The 17,118-nt window shown below is 58.2% G+C and carries 9 protein-coding genes and 2 pseudogenes; 3 read left to right on the forward strand and 8 right to left on the reverse strand.

Features of this window, described 5'->3' with window-relative positions; all coding sequences use genetic code 11:
• Positions 1-162: 162 nt before the first annotated feature.
• On the reverse strand, positions 163-2,757 hold the full coding sequence (locus ABQ278_RS18860) for a TIM-barrel domain-containing protein (protein ID WP_349322566.1): 2,595 nt from the start codon (positions 2,755-2,757) through the stop codon (positions 163-165).
• 547 nt (positions 2,758-3,304) lie between these two features.
• Between ABQ278_RS18860 and ABQ278_RS18865 the strand changes: the two genes are divergently transcribed.
• The 3 genes and pseudogenes from ABQ278_RS18865 (at position 3,305) to ABQ278_RS18875 (ending at position 6,812) form a co-directional block, all read left to right on the forward strand.
• Entirely contained in the window at positions 3,305-4,369 is a 1,065-nt protein-coding gene (locus ABQ278_RS18865; protein WP_349322567.1) for an alpha/beta hydrolase-fold protein, read from the forward strand.
• A gap of 1,788 nt (positions 4,370-6,157) precedes the next feature.
• Positions 6,158-6,201 (forward strand): annotated as a pseudogene (locus tag ABQ278_RS18870) (hypothetical protein); the annotation flags it as partial.
• 83 nt (positions 6,202-6,284) lie between these two features.
• Entirely contained in the window at positions 6,285-6,812 is a 528-nt protein-coding gene (locus ABQ278_RS18875; protein ID WP_349322568.1) for a prolyl oligopeptidase family serine peptidase, read from the forward strand.
• 113 nt (positions 6,813-6,925) lie between these two features.
• Here ABQ278_RS18875 and ABQ278_RS18880 read toward each other — a convergent pair whose 3' ends face one another.
• The 7 genes and pseudogenes from ABQ278_RS18880 to ABQ278_RS18910 all read right to left on the reverse strand — a co-directional run bounded on the left by ABQ278_RS18880 (position 6,926) and on the right by ABQ278_RS18910 (position 17,118).
• Positions 6,926-8,491, reverse strand: a complete 1,566-nt coding sequence (locus ABQ278_RS18880; RefSeq protein ID WP_349322569.1) for an alpha-L-arabinofuranosidase C-terminal domain-containing protein — start codon at positions 8,489-8,491, stop codon at positions 6,926-6,928.
• Between the two features lie 33 nt (positions 8,492-8,524).
• Positions 8,525-10,409 (reverse strand): annotated as a pseudogene (locus ABQ278_RS18885) (NPCBM/NEW2 domain-containing protein).
• A 92-nt stretch (positions 10,410-10,501) separates the two neighbouring features.
• The gene (locus ABQ278_RS18890) at positions 10,502-11,521 is read right to left on the reverse strand and encodes a glycoside hydrolase family 43 protein (RefSeq protein ID WP_349322570.1); all 1,020 of its coding nucleotides are present in this window, start codon (positions 11,519-11,521) and stop codon (positions 10,502-10,504) included.
• A 7-nt stretch (positions 11,522-11,528) separates the two neighbouring features.
• Positions 11,529-12,503 carry a hypothetical protein gene (locus ABQ278_RS18895; protein WP_349322571.1) on the reverse strand — a complete coding sequence of 325 codons (975 nt, stop codon included), beginning with the start codon at positions 12,501-12,503 and terminating at the stop codon, positions 11,529-11,531.
• 82 nt (positions 12,504-12,585) lie between these two features.
• Positions 12,586-14,097: a tryptophan halogenase family protein gene (locus tag ABQ278_RS18900; RefSeq protein WP_349322572.1), complete on the reverse strand. Its 1,512-nt coding sequence runs from the start codon at positions 14,095-14,097 to the stop codon at positions 12,586-12,588.
• A 25-nt stretch (positions 14,098-14,122) separates the two neighbouring features.
• A complete protein-coding gene (locus ABQ278_RS18905) occupies positions 14,123-15,631 on the reverse strand; it encodes a tryptophan halogenase family protein (protein ID WP_349322573.1) in 1,509 nt (502 codons plus the stop codon).
• A complete protein-coding gene (locus tag ABQ278_RS18910; RefSeq protein ID WP_349322574.1) occupies positions 15,628-17,118 on the reverse strand; it encodes a tryptophan 7-halogenase in 1,491 nt (496 codons plus the stop codon). The genes ABQ278_RS18905 and ABQ278_RS18910 overlap by 4 nt, the downstream gene beginning before the upstream one ends.

Raw genomic sequence — 17,118 nt, forward strand, 5'->3', positions numbered from 1 at the left:
CCAGAGTTCAAACCCTTGCCAAACGAACGACCATCGTACCCATAATCGTTTAAAAATACCGCATCTTCTTCGAATTGAGCACTCAGATCACAATTGAAAGCGGGACCGCAAGGTTCCCGCGTCAAGCGTTTGAGGATACCGGCTATCCTTCGACACCTGACGTCATTTCGGCAAAGTGACGGAAATCTTTGTCCCGTTATAGTCAAGCACCACGCCGCCCGTAAACGCTAAAGGCGTTTGTTCAGGTCCCACCAAATGAACCCGAAAACGTCTGGTCTCTAACATGCCGGGAAACTGGCCTTCACGATCCCCGATAGTGAAATGCCGACGGACTTCGTTCCACGACATGGGGATGCGCGCGCAGGCTTTTTTCTCGTAATCGTAGGTCAAGCCGTCGTCTTCGTAGAGTGTGAACGCACCATCCTGCCCCGGACAGACAAACAGGTCGATATCCTCGCGTCGGATATTCGCTGTAGATTGCACGACGGGCCCGAGCGGGATGATCGCGCCCGCGGGCATGTGCAGGGGAATGTGGTCGATTGGCGTCGCAATATCATGGCGTTGTCCGCCGGCGCGACGTTCACCACTCCAGGCGTCAAACCATCCGCCTTGCCTTTGCGGCAAATAGACCGGCCAACGCGCGACACCCGGTTCCAGCACGGGCGCAACATGCAGCGCCGAGCCAAACATATAGCTGTGAGACTGATCCAGCGCCTGCGGGTCGTGGGCAAAATCAAACACCAGAGGTCGGATAATCGGCGTGCCTGTGCGATGGGTCGCAGCGGCTAAGCTATAGGTATAGGGCAGCAGCCTGTAACGTAACTCAAGGAAGGCCCGCGAAAGGGTCTCGACCGTGTCGCCGTAGCGCCAGAACTCCGTATTGGTCATATAGCCGTGGACGCGTTGAAGCGGCAGGAAGGTGGCGTATTGAAACCAGCGGATGAAGCGTTCGTGGTAGGCGGGATCGCTGTACTGGCCCTCACCGGGCCGGAAAAAGCCGCCCGCATCGACGGTCCAGTAAGGATAGCCCGCCGCCGCCATGTTCAGGCCCGCGGGGATCTGCCGCTTCAGGGTCTCCCAATCATGGCCGATGTCCCCTGACCAGGTTGCTGCGGCATATCTTTGCTGACCGAGAAAGGCTGATCGCGTCAGGACCATGACGCGGCGGTCGGGGAAGTCCCGCCTGTGTCCCTCATAGACGGTGCGCGCCACCTGAACCGGATAGATGAGGCGGACTCGCTCACCCGCACCGCCCGCGGTTTCGCGGCCATCCAGATCGTCGTTTTCCGGTTCAGTCGCGTCCTGCCACCAGGCGTCAATACCCAGCGCGGCCAGTTTTTGACTCTGGTTCTGCCAGTAGAAGGCCGCTGCCTTCGGATTGAAAAAGTCGACCCAATCGGTCTTCGGAATGTAAAAGCCCTGACGTTCAACCTCCTTGCCAAGCAAGGTATCGCGCGAAATTTTCGACCAGACGGATAGCATGAAACGCATGTCCATGCCGTGAAGGTTTCGCACCAGCGCGGCAGGATCCGGGTAGTGATCTTCATCGAACTGCATGGCGTTCCAGCCGTGCTTGCCCCAGTATTGCCAGTCTTGAACCATGATATCGACCGGCAGCTTGCGTTTGCGAAACTCGGCCGCCGTCTCCAAGATTTCGTCTGAAGAATGAAACCGCTCCCGGCAATGGATGTAGCCATAGGCCCATAGCGGCATCATCGGCGTTTCACCGGTAAGCGCTCGATACCCCGCCATCACTTCGGCCGCTTCGGGGCCAGCAATCACTACATAGTCAAGGGAGTTTGCCACAGTTGAGCGCCATACGGTCTGATCGCGTACGGGATCGAAGCGGAGGGACGGTGCGTCCTCCTCATTGGCCACCACCTTGATGTCATGCGATCCAGCCGATAGGTCCGTGATGAAACTGGCCGTCGGCGGCAGCCACAGATTGCTGAAATCGCAACAGGCGACGCCGTCGATTTCCACATAGTGACGCGAGGCCATCTTGCGACCGATATCGAGCATGAAGGCAAAGCGTCCTGTCTCTTCAACATCAAAACGGCCCGTATAGGTCGCCATGCGCCGCATCACCTGCGCGTTGCCGCCGGCGGTCGTGACATTGGCGCTTTCCACCTTTGCTTCAACGTCGACCCGTTTCAGAGCAATCGGGCGGGAGGGCGGGTTAAGCTCGCTCATGCCGGTATTATGCCACAGCAAGCCATAACCCTTGCTCGACAGGACGAACGGCAGGCTGATCTGGGTATTGACCTGCGTCAGCCGCCTGGGCAAGCCACGGATATTGAGATAACCATCCTGGAAGCATCCCGTCCCGAAAAGGCGTTCGTCAGCCGGCGATTGAAAGGTCTGCTCGGCCACAAACGTTGGCTGGCCTCTGACGGTTGAGGGCGTCAGCCGCCTTGCCGACTCCTGCAACAGAACCTTGCCCGACGCATCAAGAAAGCTCAGGGTTTCGGTTTGATCGTTCCAGTCGCAGATGAGATGCAGAAGGCGAAGCTTTCGTCCCTGACGGGTCTGCGTGACGCGAACCCGGGGCTTGGAGGCCTGCGCCAACAGGATGGAACTTGTTGCTTCGGCAAGGCGCGATGAGGGAACAAACCGGACGCGAAAAGCGCGATCTGTCAAGGCTATCACCTCAAGCGATCCACCGGGCACTGCGGAGACAAAGTCGGGCGGGCTGTGCGTGACGGCCAGCAGATCGCCGACAGAAAAAGCCGCCGCGGCGGTTGCGGCGCCGGCCATCAACACGTGCCTGCGGTTAAGCGCAAGAGGCTTCGGCGTCTGCATGTTCCATCCCTTTTATAATTATCGGGCATTGGTCTGGCGCACTGATCGAACCAGAGGCCTTTCGTACCCGTCCAGGCTTTTCGCCTCGGTTGTTTATAGGCATGACAATCGCACACTGGCCTTGAGTGTCAAATATGAAATTAACTTTCGCAAAGCTTTCTGCGTGTGATTGATCCGGCCCTTTGATTGTGCATGACCACCGGTAAAAGCACCTTTACAAATATAAAATGTCTGAGTTAATCTCGGTGGCGACATTGCCTTAGCTTCAAGGCATCTACACCGCGTGTATGACAGCGTTCCGGTTGCTCGGTACTAAACCGTACCTCAGGCCGCCCGTTACCTAAACCTGGCCCGTCATGGATTGCGCTCCAGAGACCTATGATGCGGCAGATCCTAAAAGATAAGCCTATAAGGCAAACACAACAGGAAGATGACATGCGCTTCAGGCATTTTATCTATCCGACAGGCAAAGTGGCCACTAGCGCCACATAAGGAAACCGACATGAAAATCTCTACTCTCACCGCGTTTTTGCTGCTATCCGCCGCACCCGTTTACGCTCAGCAGCCCGCCCCTCCCCCCACTGTTGTACCGCCGGTCGTCGCTGGCGCCGCGCCGGTCATCGTGGAAAAAATCAAGGTCCACAGCCCGGCCCTGGAAGGCAATCTGGAAGGGGAATCGGCGGATCGTGACGTTATCGTCTACCTGCCGCCCGATTATAAGAGCCACCCGGAAAAGCGCTATCCCGTGGTCTATGCCCTGCACGGCTATTCGATCAGCCATGAGATGTGGTCGAATGAGATCAAGACCCCACAGACGATTGAGGGCGCCTTCGCCACCGGCACCAAGGATATGATCGTGGTGCTCCCTAACTCTCGCACCCTGCATAACGGCTCGATGTATTCCAACTCGCCGACCGTGGGCAATTTCGAGGGTTTCATCGCGCATGATCTGGTGGCCTATATCGACGCGCATTACCGCACCATCGCCAACCGCACGAGCCGGGGTTTGGCCGGTCACTCCATGGGTGGATATGGCACCACACGCATTGGCATGAAATATCCAGAGGTCTTCAGCGCCCTCTACATCATGAGCCCGTGCTGCATGTCGGCGCGCGAAGCGCCACCGGCCGAAGCGCTGAAAGCCATCGAAGCGGTTAAGACCCCCGAAGACGCCACCAAGCTGGGGTGGGGCGAACGCGCGACGCTGGCCACCGCCGCCGCCTGGTCGCCAAATCCCAAGAACCCGCCGCTCTATCTCGATCTGCCCGTCAAGAACGGCCAGCCGCAGCCGGACATCCTGGCCAAATGGGCCGCCAACGCGCCCCTGGCGATGATCGACCAGTATATTTCCAACCTGCGCCAATATCACGCCATCTCAATGGACGTCGGCGATCAGGATGGTCTGAAAACCGATACCACGAAGCTGCACGAAACACTCGACAATTACGGGATCGCCAACGGTTTTGAAATTTACAGCGGCAATCACGTCAGCAATGTCGCCGATCGCTTTCAGAACCATGTGCTGCCCTTCTTCGGAAAGAACCTGGTCTTCGACAGTAAAAAGTAAATCGCCGTCGCAGATGGAAGCGGGCCGCTCCGGTTGGAACGGCCCATCACATCCCTCGCTGACTCGGGCAAGGTGGTTCGAAGTTGGCCAAGGCCGGCTTACAAACAGGACATGATCTTGGTGCATTTTAAGGTTGCCATCAATGCGCAACCATGATGACATAGATTTAAAATAACAATCAGGGGGAATTATATGTATAGGTTGACCGCCACGCTGGCTGTCGTCATGATTTTGGCAGTTCCAGCGGCTATGGCTCAGACGGCGCCAGAAGATGCCACAGAGGTCGTCGTCAAGGGCGCCATCCGCCCCAAACTGGCCGAAGAGGCGTCGCCTCCGCCCCTTGAAGTGTTTACGCAATCCCCGCGCGTCGAACACATCGCCCTGTCCTCAGATGGCAGCCGCTTCGCCTTCGTCACGCGCAAAGGCGGTCAACGTCTTCTGACAACGTACAAAGTGATCGATGGCAGCAATCAGGCGATTAAGCTGAGTGAAGACCCCATTTCAGCGATCACATGGTTTGGCAATGACCATATTATATTGTCGGCGACTGAGACCGCCCTCCGCAGCACTTGCCCGTCGGGCTCAGGTCAAAGCTTTAAAGCGGCTCAGGCTCTGTCGGATTTGGCATATCGTATTGATGCTGAAGCCCCAACCTTTTCCGACGGCCAGAATAAACCCCACGAGGGCATTACTGGAACATTGATCTCACATGCCATAACCCCGCCGGCCTGTGCTGATTACGGCGTGCGGTCGCACGACGCGGGAACGATCGTCGATTTACGAACCAAGCAATCCATCAGCCTGGGCGCTAAGATGGCAGGCGACTATGACCATATGGCGCTGGGTCTGCCCAAGCCGGTGATGGTTGACGGTAAGCTTGCGCTCGTTGGCCCCTTCCTCGAACTGCGCGACAAATCGATTGCCGGCCAGGTGGCGCAGCGTGCCTATCTGTGGCGGGTCGATCCCGAGACCGGCCGGGGCCGCATCATCGATGACCATGGCGGAGACCTCGATCGCATTGGCAGCTATGTCGATGACTGGCTGACCGATGAGACCGGACAACCCACCGTCAGGGCGCTCTACACCTATCTCGATGAGACCTTCAGCATCGAGATGAGAAAGTCCGGCAAGTGGACGCCGATTCTCAAGCGCAAGATCGACGCCAAGGCGCATACCTTTGCGCCGTTTCTGGCAGGGTTAGGCCGCGACGGCCAGTCCCTGCTGATCCTCGATGTGGCCATTGGTAGCGATGGCCAGCGCCGCTTCCACTATTACGAGTTGTCGGCCGATGGCAAGCTGTCCGAAGCGCTCGATAGCGGCGACGCCACCCGCGACCGGCCGCTCTTCGATCCGCAGACCGGCGCCCTGTCAGGCTTCGCCCACGATGGCGAAATCACCACCTACACCTTCTTCGATCCTGATCTCGCCGAGGTCTACAAGCACGCCGTCGATACCGCGCCGGGTCAGGCCGTTCGCGTCGTCGCCACCGCGCGCGATCCGCATCAGATGATCCTGTTCAATCAGGGCGGTGATGATCCGGGTTCGTGGCACTATTACGATTTCGCCACCGGCAAGCGCGTCGATATCGGCAGCCAGTATCCGTCGGTGCCGGCGGAATGGGTGGCGTCGCAGCGGCCGGTCCGTTACACGGCGGCCGATGGCCTGGAGGTCCGCGCCCTGATCACCCTGCCGCCGCAGGGCGAGGCGAAGAACCGGCCGCTGGTCGTGCTGCCGCATGACGGTCCGCTTGGCCACGATGCACGTGGCTTTGACGGGCTGGCACAGGCCATGGCGTCACGCGGCTATGTCGTGCTGCAACCGAACTACCGCGGTTCCGATGGCTATGGCGCCGCCCTGACCGAAGCCGGCAAGGGCGAATGGTCGGGCCGAAATCTTGAGCGACATGGCCGATGGCGTGCGCTATCTCGCCAGGCAAGGTCTGGTCGATCCCAAGCGCGTCTGCATCGCCGGCGAGGGCTATGGCGGCTACGCGGCGCTGGCCGGTGCGCAAAGCGGCAGCCCGTATCGCTGCGCCATCGCCATCAACGGCATTGCCGATCCTGATGACTATCTGAAGAGCGCGAAGCAAAACGCCGTGGCCGACGAGATCGCCGCGCTCAAGGCCGATCCGACGCAACCGCGCGCCTTCCGCGCCGATGCCAACTCGCCGGCCCTGGCTCAGCGCTACTTCGGCAGCCAGACGCCTGCGGCCATCACGGCGGCGGCGGTCCGCACGCCGGTGCTGCTGGTGCACAGCCAATACGACAAGACCGTACCGGCCAGCCAGAGCCGCACTTTGCGCGATGCCCTGCAGAAGGCCGACAAGCCGGTCACCTATGTCGAACTGGCTGATTGCGGCCATGACCTCGCCACCGAGGCCTGCCGCCTTGGCACAGCCCAAGCCGTGGTCGATTTCCTGGCTATCAACAACCCCGCAAAGTAGGCTGTAATTTCACATTGGCTGAAGTGTCGCCAACGGATTGGAATTTACAGCGGCAATCACGTCAATCCTTGCAGATGGAAAGCGGGCCGCTCCAGTTGGAACGGCCCGCTTTTTTATGGCTCCAGAGATACGACCGTGACCGAGGCGGGCGGCAGGGTCAGCATGACCGCGCCATTTTTCAGCTTCCCGCTGATAGCCTTAGGCGTCACCACGTCGGGCTTTTCGAATGTATTGATGCTGTCAACCTTGGGGGCGCTCAAGGTCTGACCACTAGCTGATTTCGCCTTGAAACCCAGGGCTGCGGCATCGACCAAAAGGGGCGTTTTCGGATCGAGATTGGTGAGGGACAGCCAGATCTTGCCATCCTTGCCCTTAGCCGCAATGGCGTCAAAGCGTGGCAGGGTGGTATTGCCCTGAACATAGCTGCCGGCGTCATAGGTGACGGGCAGGAAGGTGGCGTCCTGGAAGGGGACATACAGCTTGAATACATGATAGGTCGGCGTCAGCACCATCTTGGGCCCATCGGTCAGGATCATGGCCTGCAGCACATTGATCATCTGGGCGATATTGGCCATGCGCACCCGATCGGCACGGCGCGCAAAGATATTGATGTTGAGGGCAGCAATCACCGCATCACGCTGCGAATTCTGTTGCATCAGGAAGTCCTTGTTCGTGCCGGGAGTTGGTGCCAGCCAGGCGCCCCACTCGTCCACAACAAGCGCGATTTTCTTCTCCGGGTCGTAACTGTCCATGACGGCCGACTGCTTGTCGATCAACGGCCCCATTTTCAGCGTTTCCTGCAACACGTGCGCATAGGCCGCTTCATCAAAGCCGGTGGCCGGCATGTGCGGCGGCCAGCCGTCATAGACGGTGTAGGAATGCAGAGACAGCCCCTGAATATCGAAGGACCAGCCGTGGCGTTCCTTCCACGTTTTCATCACAGCTTCTGTCCAGCGAGTATCCGGTGTGCCAGGGCCGACTGCGATCTTAAGAGAGGGTTCCTTGGGGTTATAGCTGCCAACGAAACGAGCATATTTACGCAGTTCGGCGGTATAGTCATCCGCCGTCATCAGGCCACCGCAGTCCCAGCTTTCATTGCCGATCCCCATCATGGCAACACGGTAAGGCGCAGGATGACCATTGGCGGCGCGCTCCTTGGCAAGCGTTGTCGGCTGGTCGGCAGTCACGTACTCCATCCAGTCCTGAGCCTCGCCCACGGTGCCAGAACCAACATTCAGCGACACATAGGCTTCCGAGTCGATCTGGTCGATGAAGTCCATATATTCGTCCGTGCCGAATTCATTGGAATCGACGACATTGCCCCACGCCGTATTGACCCGGGTCTGGCGTTTTTCACCCACGCCATCGCGCCAGTGATAGCTGTCGGCATAGCAACCGCCCGGCCAGCGCACGTTTGGCACCTTGATCGCCTTGAGCGCCGCAACCACATCGTTGCGGATGCCGCGGGTATTGGGGATGCTTGAGCCCTTGCCGACCCATATACCATCATAGACCCCATGCCCTAACTGTTCGGCGAACTGACCGAAGATATGGCGATCAATCGTGGCGCCTGGCTTGCCAGAATCGACGGTCAATTGGATCACAGGATCGGCGGCCTTCGCCGACATAGGTAAGGCAAGGGCCAGCGCGCACAGGCTGGCGGTCATAAGGTGGCGCATAGTCATTCCCTGTCTGATTTTTTTGTGTGGCTATTATTTTAAGAGCGCTGCATCGCCCCAGGTGACCGTGGTCGGCTGAACGCTCGACACGCCGCCCGGACGTGCAACCAGTTCGAGAATCTTTACGCCCATCACATCCGCTGTCAAAAGCTCAGGCGCCTGTCCAAAGCGCAGAGGTTTCGAGGTCTTCAGAAGTTTGCCATCGCCATAGATGAAGAACGTGACCGATTGAGAGGGATTGAGGGTCGAGTCATCGATCCCTACCCGCGCTTCAAACCGCCGCTCACCCGCCAGACGCACCTCAAGGCGCGAACCGGCCAGAACGCCAAGGCCACTGGCAAAAACCTGCCCGCCGACCTGAAGCGACCGGCCATAGGGCGTGGTATCGGCCTGAGCGCCGCCCCAACCGGCATACATCGGCAGATCACCGCGACCATAGGTGCCACCCCACGGGTTGACCATGCGGTGAATATACGGATCAGCCTGGGGCACGACGACGCCGTCCACGGCCGGATTTACGCGCCCCGGCACCTCGGACAGGTAGGTGCCGCCGGCCAGAGCGTGCGTGCCTTGCGCATCGAAAATCAGTGTCTGACGCGGCTCGACGCGCAGTTTGACGTCGCCCTTGAAATCCGGCAGCGTGGCCTTCGTCCACAGATCCTTGAGACGGATATTGCCATCCGTCGCATATTTCAGATGCGCAGCGGTGAGGTTGACATCGCGGGCCACATCGCCACGATTGAAGATGGCCACCGCCTTGTGAGCAGGATCGGTCCCCAAAGTCTTGACGAATATCTGCACGTCGTCGGTGTCATAGGCGAGCACGGCCTGGTTTCCGGCCCCATCCTGATCGATGGCGATGATGTCGGCATTGCCGAAAATATCCATCAGTTCCTTGGGCGCCTTGCGCAGGTCATAACCGATGATCAAGGGCGCATTGATCATGGCCCAAAGCGCGAAATGCGATTTCGCCTCCGTCAAGTGATGTTCGTCAAAATCACCATGGCCGACGAACAGCATGTCCGGATCATTCCAGGTGCCAGGCTTGGCGTAGAGGGCACGGGTCGCAGCACTGTCGAAATTGGTCAGCATACGCCCCCAGCTCGGCGTCAGGTCGTCGCTGGTGCGCGATAGATTGCCGACATTTTTGCCCCAGGCCCGCACGTCAGCCGAACCCCAGGCACAGATGGAATAGACAAAATCGCCGTCCGGATTGTCACGCTTCAAGGCTTCGCCGATCTCGCCATAGAGCTTTTTCACCTCGGCCACATCGGTGCGGTTAACTGACTGGAAGTCGATCAGCGGGCCCAGGACGCGATACTGGCCGCTTTTGACTTTTTCAGAGTTCGGCCGTGAACGCCCGAACGCCGCAGCCATCCACCTTTATGAAGTCAAAACCCCAGTCGGCGAAATAGAGCTTCATGTCCTGCGCCATGTGACCATAGAGGCCGACCTCGCGCTCAGCCACTGTGCCTTCGGGCAGGTTCGGCGTGTTCGGTCCGCCATAGGCCTGCGAACACGAATTGCGACCGAGGTCTGAATAGATGCCGGCCTTCAGTCCCATGCTGTGGATGCGGTCGGTAAAGGGTTTGAAACTGGTTTCTTCTGCACCGCCGACCGCTGCGGAGGGGAATATCGCGCTGCGCACCTGCATCCGGCCATCTGTTTGCCGGCGCTTCAACCACCAGCCGTCATCGATATTGATATAGCGATAGCCCTTGGCGGCCAGACCGCTCTCGACGATGGTATTGGCGGAATCAAGCACACGCGCCTCGGTGACGTCCGTGCCGAAAGCATTCCACGAACTCCAGCCCATAGGCGGTGTGGTGGCACGGCCGGCGGTATAGGCGCTCCATTGGCCGGTCGGCGCCAGGGGATCGGTTTTGGTGGTTTCGGCTTCGACCGACAGGGCTGACATCGCCAAAACAATGGCGACGAGGCTGCAACGACCAAGCAGGTTGAGAGGTTTCATAGGCCCTGATCTTTCAATTGTTTGGATATCCACGCGTTTCAAAGGGCTTTCGGCGGCAGGCTGACACCTGCCTCCGACTGCACAACCGCCTGGATTGTTCCGTCTGGGTTATAGTACATGTAGTCGAGGCAGACGCAGCGACGCCCAGTGGCGCCGGCTTCGCCATTAATCGTCAAGGTCGCTTTGTGGTAAAAGAGGTACCACTGATTCTTGAATTCGATAATGCCGGGATGGATGGTAAAGCTGTTCTGTGCCGTCCCGGTGATCAGACCACGGTAGGTCCAGGGACCGGTAATGGCGTGAGAGGTGGCGTAGGCGATGTTCTCCGCGTGCTTTTCCTTATCCATGCCCGCATAGGTCAGATAATATAACTCGCCACGCTTATGCAGCCAGGGCCCCTCGGTATAGTCCGGCAGGTCGAAGGTGTGGATTTCACCGTCCAGTTCGATCATGTTGGACTTTAGCTTCACGAGATAGCATTGGCCATTCCCCCAGGCCAGCCAGGAGGTACCGTCCGTATCGGTGAAAACCGTCGGGTCAATATCTTCCCACGGCCTGAGACCATTGGGAGTCGTCTTGGTGTTGCCCACCAGCGCCGTGCCGCGCGCGTCCACAAACGGACCGGTCGGGCTGTCGGAGACCGCCACACCCACGGCCTTGCCATTGTCAGATTTGTCATGCTGGACCGTGGCATAGAGATAGAACTTGCCGTTGGTGTAGGTGACTTGTGACGCCCAGGCATCGCCGACCGCCCATTTGAAATCGGTCGGCTTCATGATGGCACCATGTGACGTCCAGGTCTTCATGTCCTCCGAGGAATAGGCCAGCCATTCGGTCATATTGAACAACTGTTGGCCATGCGCTTCGTCGTGGCCGACATAGAGGTAGACCCGGCCGTTATGAACGAGCGGTGCGGGATCGGCCGTAAAGGCGTTGGTGATGATCGGATTGTTGCCGGGCACAGGCGCGGCAACGGCAGCGCTGGCGCGGTTCGCCAGAAGGGCGAAAGCGCCACCGCCCAGTATGGCCAGTGACTGGCGACGAGTTTGGTTGGTCATGACAATCCTACTTGATATCTTTGCGCTCGAAGGTCAGTCGGGCATCGTGGCAATAGCCGCAATCTGCCCCTTGGAATCTCTGGCCGGCGGCGTTGCGGCCCTTCAATTGCCAGTCCAGCCAGTTGACTACGACCTCGGCTGCGATGCCGCCATGGGGTTGCATGTAGGTGCCGCCATGGCCGACGGGGATATTGACCATGGCTGCCGGCAAACCCGACAAGCGACTAAAATCATCTGTGCCATTCTTGTAGGCGATATCTTCCGGCCCTCCCATGACATAGAGCACGGAACCATGGAGGCGTCCGAGCGCCGATTTATCGACCTCTATGCCCGAAATTTTCATCGCGTTGTCATTGAAAACACCGCTGTTCATGACAACTACAGTGCGGATACGCGGATCCGCCGCAACCGTCAGCGCCTGCAGGCCACCGCAGCTCCAGCCGGATACCGCGATCTGGTGGGTATCGATCTTGCCAAAATATGGGCTTTCCGCCCGGCTGTTTTCGCGCATGATCCAGTCGATAGCGTCGGTCAGGTCACTGGACTTTGTGGGCGCTGACAACTGGCCGTTCGCCATCTGAGGCGCCGGCGGGGGCGCATCGTGGCGAGCAGGGTCTACACCTGCGGCAATAGCCACATAGCCATGCGAGGCAATTTCGAGCAGGTGATTGCGCGAACTAGTGCCATCTGCGCTGCAGGCGCCGTTGCCGAAGACATAGACGCCGAGTTTATCACCTTTCAGGACTGCTAAAGTCTTCGGGCGATACACAACATGCGCTGGCAGGGTGGCGTCTTCCTCAAAGGTCGCTGGATATGCTCCGCTCCCCTGCTCATCGCCAGCCAGTAACGTTTCGCGCGCCACAACCTGGCCCGATGTAACAAGAAACCCAAGGGCGATGAGGGCGAATAGCTTGCCCGCATAAGGCGCTAAATTGGGAAATCCACGCAAACGCTCGCTCATAGCACGGCCATGCTTCGTCATGTTTCCCACCTGTTTTTATAATTGTCAGACTATTGATACCGCTACCATAGCGCGGCGGTGCCGACAAGACAGATTTCGCACCTTAGTCGCGACTTTTACAGTGCCGTTCTATGAAGGCCTGGTGCAATGGCATGAGGTCAAGCGAGGTGGCCACGTTCGCTTCCATACGACGCATGCGACTTTCCAGCTCCGCTTCCGGCAGGATGTCTGCGATGGGATGATACCGCTTGGGGTTGATATTTTGCCCATGCAGGACAGCCAACCAACTAACCTCATTGAACAATTCATTATCGTGGCGATAAAGCCGGCCGTTTTCCTGATAGATTTGAAGACGTTCCAATAGGGTCTTCGGTATCTCCATCGTCCTGCAATAGTTCCAAAACGGACTGTCGTCGCGCTGGGTTGCGTGGTAATGTAGAACGATAAAGTCGCGGATTTGCTCATATTCAAGCTGGGTGCGGCGATTGTAATAGTCGATATCGGGCTGGTTAAAAAGCTTGTCCGGGAAGTTCGTCATCAACCGCGCCACGGCGGTTTGCACCAAGTGGATCGAGGTTGACTCCAAAGGCTCCAGAAAACCAGACGACAAACCTATGGAGACGACATTCTTGTTCCAAGGCTTCTTGCGAACGCCGGCCTTGAACCTTAGAAAATTTGGCTCAGATATCGGCGCGCCATCCAGATCGCGATTGAGACTTTCAAGGGCGGCGTCATCGCTCATAAATTCGCTGCAATAGACGTGCCCGTTTCCTGTGCGCGACTGAAGAGGGATGCGCCATTGCCAACCCGCTGACTTGGCGGTGGCCCGTGTATAGGGTAAGGGCGGCCCGACACGTTCGCACCCCCGGGCAACCGCCCGGTCACAGGGCAGGTAGGCGCTCCAGTCTTCAAACCCTGACTGCAGGGTCTGCTCAATCAACAATCCGCGAAAACCGGAACAGTCGACAAACAGATCGCCAGGAATGACCTCGCCGCTTTCCAGACTGACGCTCTGCACATGCCCCGTCTCAGCGTGCTGGCTGACCCTGACGATCTTGCCCTCCGTTCGTTTGACACCACCCTTCTCCGCTATCTCGCGGAGGTATCTGGCATAAAGAGCCGCGTCAAACTGAAAGGCATACGCAATCGCGCTAAGGGGCGAATTCGGTTGCCGGGTATCGGGTCGTTGAAACTTGCCTATCCGCGCGGCTTGTATCATCAGGCTGTAATTATCTAACGGCGGCGCCTTTCCCATATGGTCGTAGCGCATCCAGAAGTGATGAAAGTGCAACCCTTCCATGTTGGCACCGTAAGGGCCGAAGGGGTGTATGTAGCTTTGTCCCTTGCGCCCCCAATTCACGAACTCGATGCCCGTCTTGAAGGTGGCATGGGTTCTGCGCATGAACTCGTCTTCATCCAATCCGAGCAGGCGATTGTAATAAAGGATATGGGGTATGGTCGCCTCACCGACACCGACCGTGGCGATCGCATCGGATTCAACCAGACATATCTTGATATCATCATCACGCAAAAGCTTTGCCATGCCGGCGGCAACCATCCAGCCCGCGGTACCGCCTCCGACGATAACAATGTTACGTATCTTAAGATCAGTCATAATCACTATTTAAATTCTATGATATCTAAAGGGAAGCAGACCCGCAGTAACGTTGGATGAAGTCGGCGTGATTCGGCATACGGCCCGCCTCATTGATCATCGCCGTGCGCATCAACTCCAGGCTTTCACTGACGGACGCGTATGGAAGATTACGCACAATCGGATCGTAGGACTTTGGCATCACGCCCTGGCCCAGGAAAACTGCGATCCAGCTCGCCTTGGCGAACAATTCATCTTCGTATCGAAAGGCGCGTCCGGCTTCGCGGAACAGCTCGATCTTGTGGCACAGACTGTCAGGCAGATTCATTGTGCGGCAATAGTTCCAGAAGGGACTGTCGTCGCGTTCAGTCGCACTGTAATGCAGGATGATGAAGTCGCGCACCTGCTCGAATTCGGTACGCATATGCCGATTGTATTCGTCACGGACAATGCTGGGGATCGAAGCGTCGGGGTAGAGAGCTATGAAGCGGCTGATCCCTTCCTGAATGAGATAGATCGATGTCGATTCCAGCGGTTCGAGGAAGCCCGCCGACAAGCCTATGGCGATGCAGTTCTTGCTCCAGAAGGTGTCACGATGACCGGCCTTGAAGCTTATCTTGCGCGGCGATCCGATCATGTCACCGTCCAGGTTTTGCACCAGTATCGAAGCGGCCTCATCGTCGCTCATGAAGGCACCGCTATAGATATGGCCATTGCCGGTACGGTGTTGTGTCGGAATCCGCCATTGCCAGCCTGACGATCTGGCTGTCGAGCGCGTATAGGGCCGCAAAGGCCCCGCATGCGTGCAGGCAACCGCCTGAGCGGAATCACACGGCAGCCAGTGACTCCAGTCCTTATAGGACACCCCCAGCGTCTTGCCGAGCAAGAGCGCCGCAAACCCCGTGCAGTCAAAAAAAAGTTCGCCCGAAACCAGGTCGCCTTTGTCGAGCTTCAGCCCGGTCACATAGCCCGTGTCGGCCGCCTGGACGACCTCATCCACCTTGCCTTCAACACGTCGCACCCCGCGCAGCTCCGCATACTGACGCAGGAAGCGCGCATAAAGAGTCGCGTCGAAATGGTAGGCGTAGCGGATATGCGAACGCACGCTCTGGGGGTTGGGGTCTGGCAGTGCAAAACGGTTGTCTGCGGCCGCCACAGCGCACATGCTGTAGTGGCCGATGGGGTGGGCATTGCCGCCGGCGCGGCTATGCAGCCAGTAATGGTGAAAATCTATGCCATTCATATCGACGCCGTGGCTCCCGAACGGATGGATGTAGCTATCGCCCTTGCGCCTCCAGTCGACAAATTCAATACCGAGCTTGAAGGTAGCTTGCGTCGCCTTCATGAACTCGTCTTCCTTGATGCCAAGTAGACGATTGAAATTGATGATATCGGGAATGGTCGCTTCGCCAACACCGATGGTGCCGATCTGATCGGATTCCACCAGGGTGATGGAAACGTCCTTCGGATTTAACAGGCTGGAAAGCGCAGCGGCCGTCATCCAGCCCGCCGATCCACCGCCCAGAATGACTATGTTTTTGAATGGCTGAGTCATGGCGTCACAAGGCTTTGTTGTTTCAGAAATCGTGCCAGTCCCTGCATGTAGGTGCTATGGCTCGGCATGGAGTTTACCGCCTGATCTATGTCGCGCCGCATGCACAAAAGATACTGGGCGACCTTTTCCCGGGATGCACGATCGACGACGCGGTCATGGCGTGCGGGCCGTCGCCCCATGCCGTAATGCAGGATGATCCAGTCTTCCGGCGTGAAAGGCTCAAGGTCAAAGGCGACATGCAAGCCCCGGCTCTCAAACTGCTCTATCTTGGCGGTCAGCCGCTCATCGACAGGGGCCAAGCGGGCGGCGTGCCAGTAGGGCGTGTCAGGGAAGTCGAAACCTTCAAACAGGGCGCGATTGAACAGACCGGCGTGCTGGTAATCGTCCACATAGCCACGGTTAAACGCTTTTCGTTCTACCGACATGCGCCGGCTTACAGGCAGCAGGTTCAGCAGACGTTGAATATCGCGTTGCAGCAAGATAAGGGGCGCCGGCGTCACCGGCTCAACAACAGCGGCAGCCTGGCCGATCGCGACGCAATTGCCGGACCACGCGCAATCATGATGTCCCAGTGTAAGCTCAGTCTGGAGAGCCGCAGACTCTTCGTGAGCCTGTCTCGCCTGATCTTCCGAGTCCGGATCAAAGACCACTAATCGCGCCACTTTCCCCTGAAGCGTTGTCTCGGCTGACCATCCAAACGCATCACCCGTTACGGTCCTCAACGGGGCGCCCAATTCAGCTCTGAGCGTAAAGTCAGCCAGGGCGCCCAGCCGGCGATCACCGTTAAAAGGCACGCCAAGCGTCGAGATCAGCTGCGCCTCAGGGCCGGAACAATCGACATAGAGATCGGCGGTCAGCCTTTGACCATCCGCCAGATGAAGAGCGTTAATCTCCCCAGCCGCCTGGTCAATCCGGGTCACTGCGGCGGCGAGCTTTGTGACACGACCGCTGGCGGCGCGTTCAAACACAGCCCCGTACGACGAGGCCTCAATCTGATAACCGTATTCCGCACGGGACAGGGCATGCCCCTGCCCCTCGGGTGGATGAGCAAACACGCCCCGTCGCCCCGCGACTGCAGAGGCGAGGTAGGGCTCGATCTCATAGATAGCCTGTTGCGTCAGGTAGTGCTGGAAAGGTACGCCCTCAAGAATCGGGAACGGCAGTTGAAAGGTCTGTGCCCACGATGCCCGATCTAAACCCCAGTCCTTGTAGAGCGTACCAAATGAGAAAGCCGTGTTGCTTTGAAGGACCAGTTGCGGCTCGGAGACGCCGGCGGCCAGATTGAAATCATAGGCCGAAGGTGGCGTGACGCTGCCATAAAACACATCCGTGGCTGACGCATCGCTACCGCCAAGCCAAGTTATGCGAAGCGACGCCGGTGCCTGATGCGCCAGCGCTGCCGCCGTCATTTGTGCGGCCAGGCCAGAGCCGTAAAGCACGATATGCTGAGGACCAGGGTCGGAGGGTGTTGCCGTCTGTTCGGTCAT

It is taken from the genome of Asticcacaulis sp. MM231 (genome assembly GCF_964186625.1).
In the GTDB taxonomy this organism is placed as follows: Bacteria; Pseudomonadota; Alphaproteobacteria; order Caulobacterales; family Caulobacteraceae; genus Asticcacaulis.